Source organism: Flavobacterium sp. NRK F10, assembly GCF_024054235.1.
Classification (GTDB): Bacteria; Bacteroidota; Bacteroidia; order Flavobacteriales; family Flavobacteriaceae; genus Flavobacterium; species Flavobacterium sediminis.
This window is the reverse complement of record NZ_JAMXLC010000001.1, coordinates 2,329,071-2,350,091: the sequence shown is the minus strand read 5'-3', so window position 1 is coordinate 2,350,091 and position 21,021 is coordinate 2,329,071. Positions and strand designations below refer to the sequence as shown.

20 protein-coding genes are annotated in these 21,021 nt (G+C 34.3%); 11 read left to right on the top strand and 9 right to left on the bottom strand.

Going from position 1 to position 21,021, the window contains the following annotated elements:
* The first annotated feature begins 26 nt into the window (after nucleotides 1-26).
* The 5 genes from NHF50_RS10545 to NHF50_RS10525 all read left to right on the top strand — a co-directional run bounded on the left by NHF50_RS10545 (nucleotide 27) and on the right by NHF50_RS10525 (nucleotide 3,566).
* On the top strand, nucleotides 27-935 hold the full coding sequence (locus NHF50_RS10545; protein ID WP_252776342.1) for an HNH endonuclease: 909 nt from the start codon (nucleotides 27-29) through the stop codon (nucleotides 933-935).
* A gap of 232 nt (nucleotides 936-1,167) precedes the next feature.
* Entirely contained in the window at nucleotides 1,168-1,866 is a 699-nt protein-coding gene (locus tag NHF50_RS10540; protein WP_252776339.1) for a hypothetical protein, read from the top strand.
* Between the two features lie 95 nt (nucleotides 1,867-1,961).
* Entirely contained in the window at nucleotides 1,962-2,801 is an 840-nt protein-coding gene (locus NHF50_RS10535) for a hypothetical protein (protein ID WP_252776338.1), read from the top strand.
* 65 nt (nucleotides 2,802-2,866) lie between these two features.
* A complete protein-coding gene (locus tag NHF50_RS10530) occupies nucleotides 2,867-3,220 on the top strand; it encodes a hypothetical protein (RefSeq protein ID WP_252776336.1) in 354 nt (117 codons plus the stop codon).
* A gap of 133 nt (nucleotides 3,221-3,353) precedes the next feature.
* Nucleotides 3,354-3,566 carry a hypothetical protein gene (locus NHF50_RS10525; RefSeq protein WP_252776334.1) on the top strand — a complete coding sequence of 71 codons (213 nt, stop codon included), beginning with the start codon at nucleotides 3,354-3,356 and terminating at the stop codon, nucleotides 3,564-3,566.
* Nucleotides 3,567-3,614: 48 nt separating this feature from the next.
* Here the strand turns inward: NHF50_RS10525 and NHF50_RS10520 are convergent, their stop codons facing one another.
* From NHF50_RS10520 to NHF50_RS10505, 4 genes are all read right to left on the bottom strand, one after another.
* Nucleotides 3,615-4,574 carry a transporter gene (locus tag NHF50_RS10520; RefSeq protein ID WP_252776332.1) on the bottom strand — a complete coding sequence of 320 codons (960 nt, stop codon included), beginning with the start codon at nucleotides 4,572-4,574 and terminating at the stop codon, nucleotides 3,615-3,617.
* Nucleotides 4,575-4,580: 6 nt separating this feature from the next.
* A complete protein-coding gene (locus tag NHF50_RS10515; RefSeq protein ID WP_252776331.1) occupies nucleotides 4,581-5,618 on the bottom strand; it encodes a cytochrome-c peroxidase in 1,038 nt (345 codons plus the stop codon).
* Between the two features lie 124 nt (nucleotides 5,619-5,742).
* Entirely contained in the window at nucleotides 5,743-6,534 is a 792-nt protein-coding gene (locus NHF50_RS10510) for an MbnP family protein (RefSeq protein ID WP_252776329.1), read from the bottom strand.
* A 188-nt stretch (nucleotides 6,535-6,722) separates the two neighbouring features.
* Entirely contained in the window at nucleotides 6,723-7,097 is a 375-nt protein-coding gene (locus tag NHF50_RS10505; protein ID WP_252776327.1) for a hypothetical protein, read from the bottom strand.
* A gap of 99 nt (nucleotides 7,098-7,196) precedes the next feature.
* On the opposite strand from NHF50_RS10505, the gene NHF50_RS10500 reads away from it, so the two are divergent.
* Nucleotides 7,197-7,640 (top strand): Spy/CpxP family protein refolding chaperone, encoded by a 444-nt coding sequence (locus tag NHF50_RS10500; protein ID WP_146193450.1) that lies wholly within the window; start codon nucleotides 7,197-7,199, stop codon nucleotides 7,638-7,640.
* 79 nt (nucleotides 7,641-7,719) lie between these two features.
* Complete coding sequence (locus NHF50_RS10495; RefSeq protein WP_109569631.1) at nucleotides 7,720-8,061, top strand: hypothetical protein; 342 nt, start codon at nucleotides 7,720-7,722, stop codon at nucleotides 8,059-8,061.
* 50 nt (nucleotides 8,062-8,111) lie between these two features.
* On the opposite strand, the gene NHF50_RS10490 is transcribed toward NHF50_RS10495, so the two are convergent.
* A complete protein-coding gene (locus tag NHF50_RS10490; RefSeq protein ID WP_252776326.1) occupies nucleotides 8,112-8,708 on the bottom strand; it encodes a phospholipid scramblase family protein in 597 nt (198 codons plus the stop codon).
* Nucleotides 8,709-8,779: 71 nt separating this feature from the next.
* On the opposite strand from NHF50_RS10490, the gene NHF50_RS10485 reads away from it, so the two are divergent.
* The 3 genes from NHF50_RS10485 to NHF50_RS10475 all read left to right on the top strand — a co-directional run bounded on the left by NHF50_RS10485 (nucleotide 8,780) and on the right by NHF50_RS10475 (nucleotide 11,393).
* Complete coding sequence (locus NHF50_RS10485; RefSeq protein ID WP_252776323.1) at nucleotides 8,780-9,661, top strand: PPK2 family polyphosphate kinase; 882 nt, start codon at nucleotides 8,780-8,782, stop codon at nucleotides 9,659-9,661.
* 87 nt (nucleotides 9,662-9,748) lie between these two features.
* A complete protein-coding gene (locus NHF50_RS10480; protein ID WP_252776321.1) occupies nucleotides 9,749-11,134 on the top strand; it encodes an MATE family efflux transporter in 1,386 nt (461 codons plus the stop codon).
* Nucleotides 11,135-11,165: 31 nt separating this feature from the next.
* On the top strand, nucleotides 11,166-11,393 hold the full coding sequence (locus tag NHF50_RS10475) for a hypothetical protein (protein ID WP_109569628.1): 228 nt from the start codon (nucleotides 11,166-11,168) through the stop codon (nucleotides 11,391-11,393).
* Between the two features lie 30 nt (nucleotides 11,394-11,423).
* On the opposite strand, the gene hemL is transcribed toward NHF50_RS10475, so the two are convergent.
* The 4 genes from hemL to NHF50_RS10455 all read right to left on the bottom strand — a co-directional run bounded on the left by hemL (nucleotide 11,424) and on the right by NHF50_RS10455 (nucleotide 16,504).
* A complete protein-coding gene (hemL, locus tag NHF50_RS10470) occupies nucleotides 11,424-12,701 on the bottom strand; it encodes a glutamate-1-semialdehyde 2,1-aminomutase (RefSeq protein ID WP_109569627.1) in 1,278 nt (425 codons plus the stop codon).
* A gap of 4 nt (nucleotides 12,702-12,705) precedes the next feature.
* A complete protein-coding gene (locus tag NHF50_RS10465) occupies nucleotides 12,706-13,710 on the bottom strand; it encodes a glucosaminidase domain-containing protein (protein WP_109569626.1) in 1,005 nt (334 codons plus the stop codon).
* Nucleotides 13,700-14,596 (bottom strand): 1-aminocyclopropane-1-carboxylate deaminase/D-cysteine desulfhydrase, encoded by an 897-nt coding sequence (locus NHF50_RS10460; protein WP_109569625.1) that lies wholly within the window; start codon nucleotides 14,594-14,596, stop codon nucleotides 13,700-13,702. Before NHF50_RS10460 ends, NHF50_RS10465 begins: the two co-directional genes overlap by 11 nt.
* Before the next feature lie 69 nt (nucleotides 14,597-14,665).
* Nucleotides 14,666-16,504 (bottom strand): T9SS type A sorting domain-containing protein, encoded by a 1,839-nt coding sequence (locus NHF50_RS10455; protein ID WP_252776320.1) that lies wholly within the window; start codon nucleotides 16,502-16,504, stop codon nucleotides 14,666-14,668.
* 325 nt (nucleotides 16,505-16,829) lie between these two features.
* On the opposite strand from NHF50_RS10455, the gene NHF50_RS10450 reads away from it, so the two are divergent.
* Complete coding sequence (locus NHF50_RS10450; protein WP_252776318.1) at nucleotides 16,830-21,002, top strand: GEVED domain-containing protein; 4,173 nt, start codon at nucleotides 16,830-16,832, stop codon at nucleotides 21,000-21,002.
* The last annotated feature ends 19 nt before the right edge of the window (nucleotides 21,003-21,021 follow it).

Genomic DNA, 21,021 nt, shown 5'->3' with positions numbered 1-21,021 from the left:
TTATTTCAATTTGTTAAATTAACACCATGAATAAAAATGAGATTGAAATAATATATGAGGCTTTTCCTGAGAAATTTTACGAAGTTTATAAAACAGTAAACTCAATGATTGATTATGTTTCTCCTAAAGAAGAATTTCATATCTGTCGCTATTGTAATTCTCAAAATGCTACTTTTAAATCAAAAGCACATTTACTACCAGAATTTACTGGAAATAAAACGATTTTTACACATAACGAATGCGATGATTGCAATCATAAGTTTGGATTGTATGAAACAAACTTAAGTGCATTTAGTGGTATAAAAAATTCATTCCTACCTATAAAAGGAAAAAAAAAATACCCTAAATTTAAGAGTAATGATAGTAAGTTTTCGATTCAATTTCAAGATAATAATAAGGTTATAGCAAAAATTGAAGAAACGAATGACTCTTTAAAAATTAAAAATGGCTCAATAGAAATAAATACAGAAACCCAAACTTTTATCCCATTGTATGTTTTTAAATCATTAGTGAAATTTGCTATTTCATTCATGCCTAAAGAAGATCTCAAAAAATTTAAAACAACACTTGAATGGTTAAGTAATCCAAATAAAAAAGTCGATACTAACCAATTCCCTTTACTTTTAATTCATAATGAAAGTAGACCCCCAATAACTAAACCAATTGCAATACTTTCAAAAAGAAAAAGTAAAACATACAATTCCCCTGAATTCGTCTTTATTTTCGGTTTTGGGTTTCATAGATTACAAATTTTTTTACCATTTAATACAAGTGATAATGATATAATAAAAAATGGAAAAATTATTTTACCTTTGAATTATCACTTTGTTACTCAAAAAGAAAAAAATAAAAAAGAATGGAGTTTTGGTCATTTTGACATGAATTCACTCAATAAAGTTAGATTAAATGATAATTTTAAACTTAATTTTAAATAATTAAAAAGTAAATATAAAATAACACAAACTTCATAGAGACATTAGCCATCTATAACTTGGACGAAAACTGGTAATTTTCAAAAAATCAAGAAGAAAGATGATGAGCTAATGTCCGTGTACCTTATGGGCACGGGCATAGTTCACTTTTCTTGATTGGTGTACCAGTACCACGTCCGAGAGTGTTTCTATCGTTCCGTGTCTCTTTTTTTGATATATTTAGAAAACAGAAAAAATGGTACAAAAAGAAGTAATAACAAATGTTCCTATTTCAGAGTTAAAACCAATTCTAGAAAAACATATTAAAAACATAAAAGGAAATCTAATTTTCAAAAATAGAAACTCTTTGAAATGGAATCTCATTTATAGGAAAAATGAAATTGAAGTGGTTACTATTCTAAAGAAAATTGATGATGAGGTTTTAATTAAATTAAGTTCTAAAAACATTGACAAAAAAACTTTAGGTGAGGGTGTCGCAATAACAGAATTCTTAAACTCACTATCTCAAGAAATCGAATTAACAGAAGTCAAAGACACTACAAAAAAAACAAAAACTAAAAAACCAAGAGTTAAACCCACCTCAAAAACTCAAACAAACAACGCAAATTTCAAACCCTATTACATAGTATTAGTTGTAGTCTTTCTCATATACTTCTTTAGTAGAAATACTAATGACAATTCAACACTCACGAGAATAACAAACCAAGGATTTAAAGCTTCATATAATAAAGAAAGTTTAGAAAGATTTGTTAGATATTCAGTAGACCAAGATTACGATGCAATGAATCATTTAATCTACAACGGAGAAGTATTTGAACTACCAGCAGGTCAAGAAGTATATATCGTAAAGAGTGAATTCCCTGGAAAAGTGAAAATTAGATTAAAAGGAGATACAAACGAAATTTGGACATTCACAGAAGCAATTAAAGAATAAACAATCAGGGTGTGTAAATCTCTAATATTAAAATCAGAATTGAGTAACAAAGTGAGTTATCAAACCTCATTGTCAAACTATAAAAAACAATCTATATGAAAATATTAAAATTTTTATTCATTTCAACGATTCTAGTTCTACTTTTCTCAAGTTTTAATGGTAATTCACATAAAACAAACAAAAGTGTCTTAAATCAAACAAAAACAGAGAAAGATTTTTTATGGGTATTTAAAAGTGATTCTTTGACTACAACAAAAGTTAATTCAGATGGTACATTAACTTCAAATTCTTCAATCTCTCAAATTAGTTATCACATTATAAACTTTTCGACATCGGAAATAATTACTAACGTTTATAGTTCAAAGAAAAAAGAATGGATTAAACAGACATTCAAATACTACTCAACAAATGAAACACCCGAACTAAAAAAGTTCAATGTAAATAATGGGATTTGCGATATAGTTTATTTAGATGTAAAAAACTTTCAATCAATAGTTTATTCATTTTTAGACAATAATATTTTCGAATTCAGTAATCTAGAAATAATAGACAATAATAAATTAAATGAATTAGGAATTTATTATTGGATTGACTCTTTTGAAGTTGTTGAAACTACTAAAGAAATTATTATAAATGAAACGATTAAAGATTTTGAATATTCTGAATATTGGAGAAAAGAATCATTTAAAAAAACAATTGATTTTATGAATAAAATCATAAGTAAAGACAACCCTAATTGTAAAATTGTAAGTCGAGGATACTACAACCCTAACCTTGTTAAATACATAGGAAATCAAGGTTTTCAAGTTAAATATTATTGTGAATTTGATTGTAAACAAAATCACATCAACCAATCATATTTTTACGTTGACGCATATTATTTAGGATATGGAAAATGGGATTTAGAATTAATAGAACAAAAACTAACTCATTAAAGTTAGTTATAATTTAAAAAGTTTATCCTGTAGAATATTCTTATATTTGTTAAAACATTTAGAATATGACATTAAATAATTTTGCATATAAATATCAAGATATTAGTTTTAACACTACTACCACAGATGAAATTATTGATACATTATTAGATGATGTAAATGAATTATTAGAAAATCTTTCACAAGAAACAAATATTGAAAAATTATATAGTGCTAGAGACATTATTAATCATTTTAATATTGAAATTCAATCAAAAACCACATATAGTGATAAAGCACATGCTAGAGATACTATGGATAGATTTTCAATTAAAATGTTGAGGTTTGCTGGTGACATTTTAGATAAAGAATATGAAATAAATATGGAGGCCGATATGGAATATATCAGAAAAAAACTTGACGAACTTCGTCAACCTTAATTTACAGATTATTTCCGATATTCATTTATTAATCTTCAATATCAGTCACGAAATTGTCACGAAGAAAAAACAAATACTCATAAGTTCTTTATTTTACTACTACTTTCAATCATTAGTTTCATTCTTCCCGCAAATGAAGCCAGAAGCAAAACCTTTGGCTATAAGTGATGAAGCTAAAGTTATTGTTGATCTTTTAAAAGCAGAGAACAATCAGGCTTTAGTACAATTAAAAGAAAAAGCCGGATTGAGTGGTAAAAAATGGGACGCTGCCATGAAAGAATTAGCAAAACAAAACCTGACTAAAGTTGTCGTTGAAGGTGATGCTAAAACAGTGGTCTTAAATTAAGAAAACTAAATAAAAATAAAAAGACAGGCTTACAGCCTGTCTTTTTTGTTATAAACTATAATTCAAATTGACACTCCATCGGTAATTGGCTTCAACCCTGCCCCCAGTCAGATTTTGATTAATCGGCAACATTGCATTCGCTCCGAAAGAAAAACGATCTTTGCCCAATTCAAAACCTAATTTCCCGAACAAAATATCTCCGGCAGTATTCCGCACCCGCTGATTGTGCTGATAATTCGTTTCATACACTTCTCCGGCAAGTCCGGCCTGAGGAACAAATGTTAACTTTTCTGTACTAAACAAATAAAATAAAGTTCCTGCATAATTGAATTGGTTACCGAACTCATATTTTTTCTTGTTTTCCGTTTTGATAGTATAATTCAAAATAACATTTAAACCTAATGCTTTCCGTTTAACAACATATTCTGTTGCCAGTATATAATCCCAACTTCCGGTTCCTAACTGATAACTCGGATTAACACTACCATTGTTTGTTTCATTAAACTTTCCGGTAGGCATTTTTACTCCTCCGCCCAATTGCAAATGATGTTGGTAAACCAATGAATCACTCTTTGTTTGCAACAAAGAATAAAAACCTAATACTGTAACATCACCCATTCCGGAAATGGATTGTTCACCGACGGCTGATTCCTTATTATGAAAATGATAAGGAATTAAAGCTGAAAGCTGAATACTTTTAGTCAACGGAATTCTCGTCCAAATTTGCACCGTATTGAAATTCTCATCATACCAAGGCGAATTACTATATAGTTTATCACTGCTCTGATAGCTTTGGTAAAAATAGCGCACTCCTATAAAATTCGGATTCAACATGGATGAAAACCCCATACTCCCGCCACTCGCAGAACAACCACAAGCATCGCAATCGTCAAAAAAACGTTCAAATTTCTTAAAAGGATTTTCATAACTTAAAGTATCCTTGTCTAAAGCAAATGAAAAATTACCTACAAACAAAAGAAAACTGTATATTAAGATTCTTTTTTTCATTCTTTTTTAAAATTCAGAGAAACGCGAGTCTGTCAAAAACTCATTATCAGTTAATGTCTTTAAAAAAGCAATGATCTTTACTTTTTCATCTTCTGTTAACGGAATACCTAAAGATCCGTTATCGCTCAAAGCGGGATCCAAATTTTCAGTATTCACAATACCATTCTGGTAATGGTTCAGCACCGCTTCTAAAGTATAGAACCGTCCGTCATGCATATAAGGTGCCGTAACTTCTATATTGCGTAAGCTCGGCACTTTGAACTTATATTTATCGACTTCCTGTTCGGTTATATCATAATGTCCTAAATCGTTTATTGCAGGATTTATCGGCAATCCGTTATTGCGAAGCGAGTTATCCGTAAACAGATCCGTTGCATGACAAGAGGCACATTTTTGATTAAACAAATCGTAACCTTCTAATTCATCAACTGTTAAATCCCCTCCGGATTCATTCCTTCTGTATTTATCAAAACGAGAGTTAGAGGATGTCAGCATAGTCATAAACTGCGCCAAAGCTTTCAACATATTCTCGGAGTTAATAGCTCCGTCCTCAAATGCTTGTTTAAATAGTTTCTGATAATCACTGTCATTTTGCATCATCGTAATGATGTCTACAAAATTACCGTTCATTTCAATTTCTGACAAAATGGGTATCATAGGCATCATTTCGATATGTTCCGTTGCTCCGTCCCACATGAAGAGCGTCTGGTACGCCATATTTTGAACTGCCGGAGCATTTCGCCTGCCGATTGCTTCTCCTACACCATGACTGAAATTGTGTCCATGATGCGTAAATCCGTTTTCCTGAATATGACAAAAGCCACAGGAAATAGTTCCGTCAGAAGACAATCTCCCGTCATAAAAAATTTTCTTCCCTAATTCAAAACCTTTTTCCGTTAAAGGATTATTCGTCAGATCATAAGCCATAGGAGGAAAATTTGACGGTGCCTGATAATTGATCGGAATATTTTGATATTCGGCTTCATTATCAGAAGAACAGCTTATCGCAAACAACCCGGCGATTAATGCAAATACTTTTTTCATAATTCTAATGATTAATTCTTGCGCGAAAAAACACAAGGCTCATGTTCTAAAATGCTACTTTGTTAATAGTTCTTCGAACATGAGCACAAAGGTTTACTCTTAATTACAAGAATAGAATTGCTAATTAATCGTTGTGAACATGATCTACATGGAACATTCCGGGAACATTATTCGCCATAATGCTTTGCACTTTAGATCCTCCCATAACAGAAGTTCCTTCATCAAAATTAATGACTGTTGTTCCGTCAATGATTTGTTGCAGATCGGCCATAATATGTACCTGAGGAGTAATATTTGCTCTTACTAAGGCTTGATCCGGCAGATCAACTTCTATCTGAGCATAATTATAAATTTCTCCTGTTTTACCGGTATGTACCATAAAAACCGTATCATCTGTAGCTATTGATGATGTATAAGTTCCTTCCATACGAACAAACTTATAACCTGCTGCCCAAGACCAAGTCATTCCTATAGCCTGAGCGCGCTCTAATAAATCGCCCTGACCTTCTTGTCCCTGTAGAAACTGAGCCTCATCAACACCCACTCCAAAAGAAACTTTCGTATAATTAGCAGCCGGCACATCAGGAATACTAATCGTTACATAACTGCTAATGGCATCTTCCTCATTGATAAAGAAATAGCTATCTTCCTTAGGAACAGTGTAAGTAGTTCCGTCCTCTTTTGTCAAAACAACATTACTGATAATATAAATAGCTTTGTTAATTTTTACTACTTCTCCGTTACTATTTGTATAAGGTGCATTGAAGATCAGATCTGCATCACCATAAGTGTTATCGAATTTCAACTCAAGTGTACCATTTCCTGTTACTTCACCTGAAGAATCATCATTTGAACACGCTGTTAAACCAATGGCAATAGTTAATGCCACTATAATATTTTTTAATTGTAGTTTCATTGTTTAAATTTGAAAAATTATACATACGTTATGAAGCGCTCATAGTTTGTCTTTCCCGAGACTTATGGGCGTTTCTTTTTTTTACAGACTGAATAACAGCCCTTCAAGTATAAAAATATACCTGATTTAAGACAAAACCTATTGTTCAATCAGGATTGGCTGAATCAAACAAGTATTGTATGTAAAATTTAAACAATGGGGGGATGAAAAGCTTTATCAGAAAAAGTGAACTGATAAGTATCTGAATAATAAAAATTATCCTCTTTCAACGAAGTCTTAATAAAAGCCAAAAACTGAAAAGTTCTTAGATTTTGATAAAAAAGAATCTCTGACTCTAAATGGTAATTTTCTTTTTTATCATTGGATTGTGGTTTTCCTTGTTCGGAAGCTTTACCTAATTCTTTTGCCAAGTGACATTTCCCGTTACAATGTAACTGCGGCTTATCTTTATTGACACAGAGCTCATTTTTAATATAATCATAATTCACCACATAATCCAATACAGGAATTACAGGTTTTATAACCATGAATAAAGCAGCTATGACAACTATTACTCTTAACACGTCACAAAAGTATTAATATTTTGACATAACCAACATTTTTTCCACCCGAAATTAAACCTTTTAACAGAAATCATATCTAATCACTATAAAAGAAAAATTATGAAAAAATTATTTTTAATGGCAATTTTAGCAACCGGAATGGTCGCTTTTGCACAAGAACGAGAAGGAAGAAAAGGGCACGACAGAGAACAACTTACTCCTGAACAGAGAACGGAGCTGCGAGTAAAGAAAATGACTTTAGATCTTGATCTTAATGAAAAGCAACAAACAGAGATCAAAAAGTTACTAACAGAACAAGAGGCCAAAAGAAAGGCTAAAATGGATGAAATGAAAAAATTGAAAGAAACAGAAGCAAAACCAACCGCAGATCAAAGATATGAAATGCAAAAGGAACGTTTAGATGCTCAGATCGATTTCAAAAACAAAATGAAAAATATTTTATCCAAAGAACAAATGCAGAAATGGGAAGAAATAAATGCCGAAAGGGAAAAAATGCATAAAGGGGAAAGAAATAAAAAAATGAGAAAGCCTAGCGAGGATTAATAAATTTATTTCAATCTTTTTTGAAAAACTATTTTTTTAATTTAGATTTGTAACCTATATAACCATAAATTTATCAATTATGAAAAGAATAGTAATGCTTGTTGTTCTTGTCTTTGGTTTCTCTCTTTTCTCAACAGCTCAAGAAAGCAAAAAAGATTCATACACAGAAAAAGCAAAAGTTGAATCAATGGAGATCTCTAAATTCTTAAATGTTACAGATCAAAGTATTTCTGACGAAATCACCAATGTTTTAGCTTATAAAAATGAAGAGATGGGAGAAAATTCTCCGTTTGGCGAAGAGCGAAAAATTATTTTCGCAAGACACATTGAGACTAAATTATCTGCTCTTTTAACCAAAGAACAATTAGAGAAATTAAAAGCAAATAAGAAGCTTTACAACAAAGCTGTAGGTTTAGAATAAAAAATCAAAGAGGAGGTTTACTCCTCTTTTTTTATTTATCTATTTCCCCACTATTCTTTTAATACCATATCGATGCACATTACTGTGGCTATAATCAAATAGCGAATCGGGTCATTCTCCGCAACCCTATCCCGAATCTCAATCACATAATTATCAGCGCTTGTAAAAAATTCTTTTCCAATACCTGCCCATTTTTTAGACACATGTGCAATTTCCGCATTATTTTTATCCAGAAAACTAAAATCCCACCCTGTCCACTTTCCTTTTAAAGTACATAAAGGGCGATCATGTTTATCAAAAACTTCAAACTTGCCTCCTACTGAAAAAATTTTTTGTTTAAAGATTCCCAAAAGCTGATTTTTTCCGTCAAAAACTTCAACATCAGATCGGAATAAAGTGATCCCTCGCTTAATTACCATTAAAATATTTTGATGCTCATCTTTAATTTCAATTTCAAACGGCGTCATTCTTTTATAATCCGTAAAACGAAACAATTTCGTAAAAAAACTCAAATTAGGCTCACGACAAGTCATAATCATTTTACCGTTTTCCAAGTCAAAAATATCAAAGTTGTTCGAGGCTTTGAACATGCCGATATGTTCTTTAACAAGAAATAAATTTTTATTCAATACAGCTGCTATTTCCAAAATTTTGTATTTTTAAATTTTACTCAAATTTAGAAATAAACTATCTGTTTTTTTCAAAAAAACACACCGTTATGAAAAACATCTCCATAGAAACTTTAAAAGTCTCAACTCCTGTTCAACTCAATAACATTCCTACTTTTATCGATATTGAAACTTCGGAAAAGAAGAAAGAAAAAGAACTCCAAAAAATACGGGAAAAGCTCAGCAAACTACAAGATAAAATGTATGCTCATAATAAATATGGTGTACTCATTTGCTTGCAAGGAATGGATACTGCCGGAAAAGACAGCTTAATTCGTGAAGTTTTTAAAGAATTTAATGCTCGTGGAGTTGTTGTATACAGCTTTAAAACTCCTAATGGCAACGAATTAGAACATGATTATTTATGGCGTCATTATTTAGCTTTGCCGGAAAAAGGTAAATTCTCTGTTTTTAACCGAACGCATTACGAGAATGTTCTGGTTACCCGAGTACATCCGGAATATATCATGAACGAGCGAATTCCGGGAATTAATTCCGTTGAAGACATTACACCTGAATTCTGGAACGATCGCTTTGAAAGCATCAATCATTTTGAAAAGCATATTTCGTCCAACGGCGTTATTGTACTGAAATTTTATTTACATCTAGGCAAAGAAGAACAGCGTCAACGTTTGCTTCGCCGTCTGGAAAAAGAAGATCACAACTGGAAATTCTCTCCTGCTGATCTAAAAGAAAGGGAGCTTTGGCAAGAGTACCAGACCTACTATGAAGAAGCCATTAATGCAACCTCTAAAAAACATGCGCCGTGGTACATCATTCCGGCCGACAATAAAGAAACTTCCCGCTATTTAGTAGCAAAAACGATCTTGGAAGAGCTTCAAAAATATACTGATATCAAAGAACCGGAACTGGAACAAGAAGTAAAAGACAACATTAAATTTTATCATGATAAATTAGCAACGGAAGAATAAATAAAAGTTAATATTTCCTAAACCTACTACGATTTCAATTTTTGTCGGGCATTAATTCTGTATATTTGCGGACATTTTTCAAAAACTATGACGTTAGCAAACTATACCAAAGAATTCTCGTACAATCTCCGATTGGCATACCCTATCATTCTTGGAATGTTAGGACATACAGTTGTTGGGATTGTAGACAATATCATGGTAGGGAAGCTAGGACCTTCAGAACTGGCTGCTGTTTCGCTGGGAAATAGTTTTATATTTATAGCTATGTCTTTAGGAATAGGTTTCTCAACAGCGATAACTCCTTTAGTTGCTGAAGCTGACGGGAAATCAGACGTAAAAAAGGGAAGAGAAGCTTTTCACCACGGATTGTACCTTTGTACCATTTTAGGTGTTATTTTATTTACAATCATCTATTTTTCAAAACCGTTAATTGTATACATGAAACAACCGGATCATGTTGTTGAATTAGCCAAACCTTATCTGGACATTGTTGCTTTTTCACTTATTCCGTTAATCATGTTTCAGGCCTATAAGCAGTTTGCTGATGGAATGAGTCAAACCAAATATTCTATGTGGGCTACTATTTTAGCCAATATAACTAATATCTCACTCAACTACTTACTGATTTATGGTATTTGGTTTTTTCCTAAATTAGGCATCGTGGGAGCTGCTGTAGGAACAATCGCTTCACGTATTGTAATGTTGGCATTCATGCATTATGCTTTAAAATCAAGGCATAGATTCCAACCTTATTTTGAAGGTTTTTCTATAAAAGAGATCAAAAAAGAGGTCAATCTGAAAATCATCAAATTAGGATCTCCTTCTGCCATGCAGATGTTCTTTGAAGTAGCTTTATTTACAGGAGCCATCTGGCTTTCCGGAAGTCTTGGAACTAATAGTCAGGCCGCAAATCAGATCGCACTTAGCTTAGCTTCATTCACCTTTATGTTTGCTTCAGGACTTAGTGTAGCTGCCATGATCAGAGTTGGTAATCAAAAAGGTTTGGAAGATTATGCAAAATTGCGATTAGTAGCTTTTTCTATATTCTTACTAACTGTTTTTCTGGAAATCATATTTGCATTAACATTCTTATTACTGCACGAACACCTACCTAAATTATTTCTGGATCTGAAGGATGTAGAAAATCTGGAAAAAAATTTAGAAGTTGTCTCTGTGGCCTCTAAACTGCTATTAATTGCTGCTATATTCCAGATATCTGACGGTTTACAAGTTGTAGTTCTTGGTGCTTTACGTGGCTTACAAGATGTAAAAGTCCCCATGTACATTACTTTTATAGCCTATTGGCTCGTCGGTTTTCCTATTTCGATTTATTTAGGATTATTTACTACCTTAGGAGCAACCGGAATCTGGATCGGACTTTCCGCCGGATTAACAGTAGCCGCTGTTATCTTATTTATGAGATTTAACAGCGAAACCAAACACATGGTTTTAAAAAGCCTTGAAAAAGAATAATTTTAACTGAAAAATTAAATATTAAAGACATATGGACTTACCAAAATTTGTACTGGCCGATAATACTGACTTTCCTGATGATATTTTTGTGATTCATTTAGACTATCCGAGATTCGTTATCAATCTAAAAGATGATGAAGTTGAGTTTATTGAAGATATTTCAGAAGAAAACGAAGCAGAACTGGAACAGGAAATGGAAACGTTAATAGAAGAAGCCGGAAAGTTCTACGACCGCGAGATGGAACGTTACGAAGAATAAAAAAGTCCCGCTTAAGCGGGACTTTTTATATTAAAACTCAACTTTAGCTATCGCTTCAATCGTTTTATCTAAATCTTCATACGTCAACGCATCCGTTAAAAACCATGTTTCATAAGACGAAGGCGCAATATAAACTCCATGGTTCAACAAACTATGGAAGAATGTTTTAAAATAAGGGTTATCTGCTGCTTTTGCAGTTTCAAAATCGTAAACCGGATTTTCAGCAAAGAAAACCGAAATCATAGAACCTAATCGGTTTATTGTAAAAGGAACTTTTCCTTTTAAAACTTCTTTAATTCCTTTTTCTAAATAAGCCGTTTTTTCCTCTAAGCGAGTATAAATTTCCAGGTCGTTATTTAAAGCTTTTAACATTTCATAACCGGCAGCCATTGCTAAAGGGTTACCGGATAATGTTCCTGCCTGATATACAGGACCAAGAGGTGCTAAATGTGACATTATTTCTTCCCGTGCAGCAAACGCTCCGACAGGTAGTCCGCCTCCTATTACTTTTCCGAAACAAACAATATCAGCTTTTATTCCGAAAACCTCTTGCGCTCCTCCTTTCGCTAAACGAAATCCTGTCATTACTTCATCAAAAATAAGCAAAGCCTTATTCTCTGTACAAATTTGTCTTAAAGCCTCTAAAAATCCATCTTTAGGCGGAATACATCCCATATTACCGGCAACCGGTTCAATAATAACAGCTGCAATTTCATCTTTATTGGCTTCAAATAAGTCCCGAACATTATCTGCATCGTTATATTGCGCTAACAAAGTATCTTTTGCCGTTCCTTGTGTAACTCCGGGGCTATTAGGTACTCCGAATGTACTTAAGCCACTTCCTGCAGCGATTAAGAACGAATCTGAATGTCCGTGGTAACATCCTGAAAATTTAACAATCTTATCGCGTTTTGTATAACCTCTGGCTAAACGGATAGCACTCATACATGCCTCAGTACCGGAATTCACAAAACGGATCATATCGATATTAGGCACCATACTAACCGCCAACTGCGCTATTTCTGTTTCCAAAGCAGTAGGAGTTCCGAAAGAAGTTCCTTTTTTAGTCTTTTCAATAACTGCATTTACTACCGGTTCATAAGCATGACCTAAAATCATGGGACCCCAGGAATTGATATAGTCTATAAACTGATTGCCGTCTTCATCTGATAAATAAGCCCCTTTTGCTTCTTTTATAAAGATAGGTGTTCCTCCTACTCCTTTAAAAGCTCTTACCGGAGAATTAACTCCGCCCGGAATTACTTTTTGCGCTTCTACAAAAAGTGCGCTACTTCTCTTATATTCCATCTATTTATTTTACTTTTAGAATTTGTCCTATCGCAATACTGTTATCCGATAAGTTATTTTTTTCTTTTAGATCTTCTACTGTAGTATTGAATCGTCTTGAAAGTGAATATAAGGTATCTCCTTTTTGAACAATATATTCTCCTTCCGAAATCTTATCTGCAACCTCTTCAACTTCTGTTTTTGACACTTCAACAGCTGTTTCAACGGTTTCAATCACTTCCGCCACTTCTTGTTGGGCTTGCTCACTGCTAACCGGAATTTCCACTTGTACTGTTGTTGATGTTTCTTCTTTTGTACTTGGTTCCTCATCAACAACAGGTGTTGACGCACTAAAAACTTCTCCTGAAGGAGAAGCTACTTCCTGATCATACAGATACAACTGGTAACGTTCAATTAAACCTATCAATTTTGAAGGATACTTAGGATCGGTCGCATAGCCAGCCGCTTTTAACCCTTTGGCCCAACCTTCATAATCTAATTCATCTAACTTAAACAGGCTTGCATAGCGACTTCTGGATGTTAAGAACAATGAATGATCTTTGTATGACTCTGCCGGATCGTTATATTTCCTGAAACACTCTTGTGCAGCATCGTCATCATGTGTTACGCTTGGTCCTGTCCATCCGGTATGACATTTGATTCCGAAGTGATTGTTAGCCTCTAAACAAAGGCGTCCTTTTCCTGCTCCGGATTCCAAAATACCCTGTGCTAATGTAATACTCGCCGGAATTCCGTATGTTTTCATATTATTTTTGGCTACATCTTTAAACTGTAAGATATAATCGCTCACAGTAGCTGATGTAGTACTCACTTTTGAAGTTGCTTCTAGAGTTTCACTAGCTTTTGTCTCCGTTTTTGTTGATGCATCAGAAGACGATTGGCTTGCTGCCAATTGCTTGTCTTTTTCTTGTTGTTCCGCTTTGGTTGTTGTTACTCTTACTTTGTTTGTACTTCCACATGCAAAAATTAAAAACATTAGTGAAAGTAATCCGATCCTCTTAAAAATCATATACTAGTGTTTGTCTGTTTTTCTTTTGTTGAACTAAATTTATTCCTCTTATTCCTTGTAAGCCCCCTGTGTGGATAGCTAAAATTTTAGCATTTTCCGGAAAATATCCTTTTTCAATTAAATCTATTATTCCGTAAACCATTTTTCCGGTGTATACAGGATCTAATGGAATTGCCGTTTTTTGATACAACTCATTTAAAAAAGAGATCAGTTCCTCATTCACCTTAGCATAACCTCCAAAATTATAATCCTGAATAAGTTCCCAATTGTTCTTTCGTGCAAATTTACGAATATCATCAGACAAAAAATCTCCTTTTAAGGCAGAAAATCCTAATATTTTCTGATTCGAAAAAGAACTATTGATAATCCCGGAAATAGTTCCGCCTGTTCCCACAGCGGTACAAACATAATCGAATTGCGAATCTCCTTCATTCAATATTTCTTCACAACCCTTCACCGCTAATTCATTGGTTCCTCCTTCCGGCACTACATAAAAATCTCCGAATCTGTTTTGTAATTTTTTCAGGAATTCGGCATTTGTCTTTGTCCTGTATTCTTCTCTTGTAACAAAGAGGAATTTCATTCCTAATTTTCGGGCTTGAAAAAGTGTCGGGTTTTGTTCAACAGCACTTTCGAGTTCATTTCCTCTGATCACTCCTATAGTTTTAAAACCATATTCATTACCGGCTGCCGCCAATGCTAAGATATGATTGGAAAACGCACCACCAAAGCTTACTAGCACCTCTTGCCCCTGCTTTTTTGCTTCTTCAATATTATATTTCAATTTCCGAAACTTATTTCCGGATATTAAAGGATGTAACAGATCTTCTCTTTTAATTACAAGTGAAATTCCTTTTGGAAATACTATATCTACAACCTGATTCATAAAACAAAGTAACAAAAAAATCCCGACTCTTATAAAAGAATCGGGATGCTAAAAATCTATAACTAAAAATTATTTTCTACTGACTAAAACTTTTTTATCCAAAGATAAATCTCTTGTTTTTACCCTTACAATATATACACCATCGGTTAAATTTGTTGTTGGGAATTTAATTTCATTTCCTTTTCCGAGATTTTCTTTATTTATAACTACTTTTCCGGTCACATCATACATTTCTACATTCAAAACGTCTTTACCCAAAGTATTTAAAATAGTAAGCACAGCGTTTTGGTTATCCTGATAAACCTCAAAAGCATCTTCTAATAAAGTAGTCTGGTTAAGTAGCTCTTTATCATAATTTCTGAAAGTGATTTCAAAACGGGTTTTATTATCACCTTCCGGCAACGTTATACTAAATGAGTTATTTTTAATATCATAATAAATATTGGTTTGTTTATCATGCAGATAAACTCCTTGATTTTCATCAAATCCGGAATAAACACCTTCTACCTGTACTTTAAAATTTGTCTCTTCATCACATCTAAATCCCACTGGTATTTTAACATCTATATCAAACTTAATTGCTGTAGCAACATATTCGAACGGTGAATCTTCAACTATATAATAAAAACCTTTAGACGCATTCTCTGAAGCAGATTGTCCATCGTAACCATAATCAAAGCCATTAGTTGCATGATCATCAAATGCTATTGTTGAAGGATGTGTTGCCTGATCATTATAGATCGTATTAACCCTAATGTATGGTGATGTTGTTTTCTTAATCTTAGTATAATCTATTCCTGCTATATTAGGAATTCTTTCAAAATACTCACTTTCAACTCCTTCTCTTTGAGAAACAGCACCACCTCTTTGAAATTCAGACAGGTTAACAGCTCCTTCTTTTACATATACTCTGTATCTGTTACGCATAACAACGTTTCCGTTTGCTACACCTTTTACCATAAAACCTTGTCCTATGGGAGAAAATCTTCTTTGATAAACCACCCCTGTTCCTCCTAAATCGGTTTCCTGACTTCCTTCTCCATCATAATTCCAAAAATCAGCCGGTGTATAAATTCCTGTGCCCGGATTATAAATACCATATCCACCATCATATTCAGACACTAAATGCGTAGTTGAACTTTGCTCCCAAAAATACGCTTGTCCGTTAATGTATGCTGCATTCAGCGGATCCATTAAAAAAGAGTTCAAATCTATTGCACTGGAATACGGATTACCTATCAAAGTTAAATTATCTATTGCAACAGCATTTGATATATTTCCGTCATAAGGTTTTCCTCTAAAATCATAACGTTGTGCATTACCCGAATTATTTTCAACACCTTCAGCAGGATCTGCAATCAAGTTATCCGTTCCCGAAACTCCTTTCATCGTAAATCCTAATCCCGGGTTAACAGCATGAGAAGCTCCAACATATACCCATTGTGAATAAGAGTTTGAAGCCGAAAATTTATAGATCCATCTACTTGCTACGGTCAAAGGATCAGCCACACCATCAAACTGATTATAAGGTGCAATGCCTACTTGCATACTGGTTGTTAATCCTGTCGGACGATATAATTGAGTAATACCAAACATATTATTCAAGGTTCCGCCAGGAAAACCTACCGGTGAACACCAATAATTATATTGAAAATTATCTGACGTCCCTTCTTGGAAGACTGACAACAACCCTGTCCCTGTATTCAAACCTATTGAAGTTGTTGCTTGTAAAAGTTGTGATTGATTTCTCAGATACATCCTACTGGTATCATCTAACCTGATATCTGCTTTAACATATAAAAATTGATCATTCACTAAAACTGAAGTACCCGGACTTACATACATTTGAGATTTGACACTTATATTAATCCCAAAAATTAAGCTGATTAAAAGTAGTGATTGTTTCATAAACGGTTAGATTTGTGTTGCTATCAAATTTAAAGAAAGCCAACCTCAAAAACAATATTTTTTTCTTTTTATAACAATTAATATGTTTTTTGTTTTAAAATCTTACTTTTAAATATAAAACAAAATGCAATAACTATCGATACTCTACTTTACAAATTAATCATTTAGCTTAATAAACATACTCAACACCCGATCTTTACATACTTTTAAAAAAAAAGATAAAATAACTTTCCAAAAAAAAATCATTTAAATTTCAAAAAATTTGTTTTTTCCTAACAAAAAAAATATATTTGGTCATATTTATCAACCCCCAAAAAAAAATGATATGGAACAAAAGTACACCTGCTTAAGGAACCTTCTTTATGGTTCAGAAAGCGCTAAGAAGTTTCTTTTTCCTTTCTTATTTTTATTGCTTTCTTTTCAATTTTCACTAGCACAAACAACTGTTTCATTCACCTCTACCGGATCTCAAACTTGGATTGCTCCTTGTGGCGTTACTTCGGTTACTGTTGAAGCGTGGGGTGGCGGTGGAGCCGGAGGAGGAACAGGCGCTAACAATAGAAAAGGTGGTGGTGGTGGTGCCGGAGGAACCTATGCATCATCCACAATTACTGTTACTCCGGGAACAACTTACAATCTTTTTGTAGGTAACGGAGGTAACGGAGCTCAAACAGCCGGAGCAAACGGTCAGGCTTCATGGTTCTTAAACACAAGTACACTCTATGCACAAGGAGGTGCTGGTGGTGCCGCTCCAAATAATACAACGGTACTAGGTGGTACCGGTTCTACTGCAAGTTCAATCGGTACAACATTGATTGCAGGAACTGATGGCGCTAATGGTACTACAACCGTAGGAGGTGCCGGTGGTGATGGTGGAAATGGCGGAGGTGCCGGTGGAAACCAAAGAACAAATGAAGGTAACGGTAATAATGGTAACGCACCCGGTGGCGGTGGCGGTGGAGCATTTGTTCCTGATAACACAAATCACTCAGGTGGTGATGGTGCCAGAGGAGAAATACGTATCACATATACATATCCTTTCCAAACTTACTGTACACCAAGTTACTCATCGAGTATCTCTATGGTTAATGTTACTTATGCAGGTATTGATAACACTACAGGAAATACTGCCGTAGGAGGAGAAGCTACATACTACTCCTATTGTGATATGGCAACCGTATATCCGGGAACAACAGACCCTATTAGTGTAAGATGTAGAACCTACGGTTCAAATCAATTTGACGTAAGAGCGTTTGTAGATTGGAATCAGGATGGTGATTTTGCTGATGCCAATGAAACCTATTATATCGGACACATCAACTCTACAGCGGATACACAAACCACGTTAAACAACACAATTACTGTACCAGCTACAGCTACTCCCGGATTAACCAGAATGAGAGTATTCTACCATTTCAACGGGGATCCGACAGATCCTTGTTATAATGGTTTCGGATACGGACAAATAGAAGAATATACTGTAAATGTATTAACCCCTCCTACTTGTTCCGGAACTCCTCAATCCCTAACCGTTAGTAATATCACACAAAACTCTGCTGATATTTCCTGGACTGAACCAAGTCCGGCACCTGCTAATGGCTACGATTATTATGTTTCTATCACGAATACCCCTCCTGACAATAGTACTACCCCTACAGGATCTGCTGCTTTCGGAGTAACTTCAGTTAACTTAACAGGACTAATAGCCGATACAACCTATTATGTTTGGGTAAGATCAGACTGTGGTGGAACTGACGGAACCGGTATATGGATATTAACAACATTTATCACACCTGACTGTACAACCGGAACAGGAATAGGAACAACTACACTAGGTTGTCCGTCTGTAATATCAGGAGGTTTAAGTCTAAACGGTGCCGACCCTGCTCCGTTTTATTGCACTGACGCTTCTACATGTGTTGATTTAGAAGCAACTTATCTTAATTTAGGAGACACATCAACCTACACAGTCGAATCAATCCCTTTTAGCCCCCCTTACCAATTTGGATGTCTTCAAAATCAAGTTGATATTACAATCGATGATACCTGGTCAAGTACTGTGAATCTACCTTTTGATTTTTGTTTCTATGGAAATAGCTATAATCAGTGTTTAGTAGGATCAAACGGACTAATCACTTTTGACTTAATAAATAATACTCCAGGAGGAACCTGTAACTGGCAGTTCAACAACAATATTCCTATAAGTGGAGACCCTGCTTTAGTCGAAAATTCGATTTTTGGCGTTTTTCTAGACATTGACCCTAGTGAAGGAGGTGAAATTGGCTGGGAACTTATTACTCTTAATACAGGTTGCCGTGCATTAGTTGCTTCATGGAAAGATATACCTATGTACTCATGCACTTCACAACTATACACCGGAATGATTGTTCTTTATGAAAACACCAATGTAATAGAGGTATATATACAAGAGAAAAATGATTGTGCCGGTTGGAACAATGGTAATGCCGTAGTTGGTATTCAAGACGCTACCGGCACAACAGGAACTGTAGCTCCAAATAGAAATGGTTTAGATGCAAACTGGACTACTACTAATGAAGCTTGGCGTTTTGTCCCTTCCGGTAATTCAATCACAAGTGTTACTTGGTATGAAGGTTCAGGAACAACCGGACCTGTTGTCGGAACAACAGATGTTATTAATGTTTGCCCTACAGCTACAACAACCTACACTGCAGCTATCACTTATACTTTATGTGACGGTTCAACTATCACAGAAACGGATGAGGCAACAGTTACTGTAAACGGTGCCAAAATATGGAACGGATCAGTTGACACCAACTGGGATAACGACAATAACTGGTCCCCAGTAGGAAAGCCTACAGCATTAGATTGTGTCGTTATACCTAATACAGTTAACGATCCTATAATTTCCGGATCAGGATACAATGGCTTAGGTCTTAATCTAACCGTTCAAAATGATGCATTATTAACTGTTAACTCTAACAATTCCATAACTATTACAGATTGGGTAAATGTTAATGCTACCGGTGATATACTTTTAAACAGTTCTGCTAGCTTAATTCAGACAAATAATGTAGCCAACACAGGAAACATACACATGCTGAGAGATGTTAATATAAGAAAATTAGATTATGTATACTGGGCCTCTCCTGTAAATAGTTTTTCCGTAGGTTCTGTTTCACCTAGTACAACCGGAAACCGTTTCAAATGGATTCCTACTATAGCTTCAAACCTTAACGAATATGGTAACTGGACCTCTACTTCAGAAAGCATGGCTATCGGTAAAGGATATATTGTAAGAGGACCAGATAATTACAATTCAACATTACAAACATTTACAGCTAATTTCAACGGAACCCCAAACAACGGAGACCTAACCATGCCTATTGCCAGAGGAAGTTATGACGGAGCAGATTATAACACAGGAAACTCTACCACCTTAGCTACAAAAGAAGATGATAACTGGAATCTAGTAGGAAATCCATATCCTTCTTCAATTGACGCTATTAGCTTCTTAACTGCCAATCCGAATATTGATGGATTCATCAAACTTTGGACTCACGGAACATTGCCTAGTTCAGCTACTATTGATCCATATTATCAAGACTATACATATAATTACTCGACCGGTGACTATATTACTTATAATAGTACAGGAACATCCTCAGGTCCCGGCGTTTTCGGAGGTTATATTGCTGCCGGACAAGGTTTCTTTATCTTGATGAATCATTCAGGAACTACTCCAAGTGAAAATGTTATTTTTACAAATTCAATGAGAGCTCCTGCTTATAATAATAGCCAATTTTTTAGAAATTCTAACAATAATAAAAACAGCATTAATTCAGCTACCGAAGGTAAAATTTGGTTAGATCTGATAGAACCAAACGGAGAAAACATCAGAACTTTAGTTGGTTATATCAATAATGCAACAAATAGTAGAGATCGATTGTTTGACGCTATTGCAAATAAAAAGTTAGCTTTAAATTTCTATTCCTTAATTGGTGATGAAACTATGACTATCCAAGGTAAGTTCGCGCCTTTCAACAATAATGATACAGTTCCTCTTGGAGTTAAAATCCCTCAAAGCGGAAACTACACTATCGCTATTGGCGCAGTTGAAGGACTTTTTGAAGATACAGCACAGGAAATCTATTTGGAAGACTTGAATTTAGGCATCATCCACGACTTGAGATATAGTCCGTACAACTTCACTAGTTCTACCGGTACTTTTAACAACAGGTTTATTTTACGTTATACAGATCAAGCATTAGATACAAATTCTTTCTCAAACAATAATTATTTGAATGTTTATTCAAACGAAAACATTATAATTGAATCGAGTCAGAATATCAAATCTGTTACTATCCATGACGTTTTAGGTAGACTCTTATTTAGAAAGAATGAATTTTCTAACAAACAGAGCATCACTATCAATAGTCTAACAAAAAGTAACAACCCTTTAATTGTCACAATAGAGACTGAAGACGGAAATAAAAAATCTAAAAAAATAATCTTTTAACAATAAAATAACTTTAATA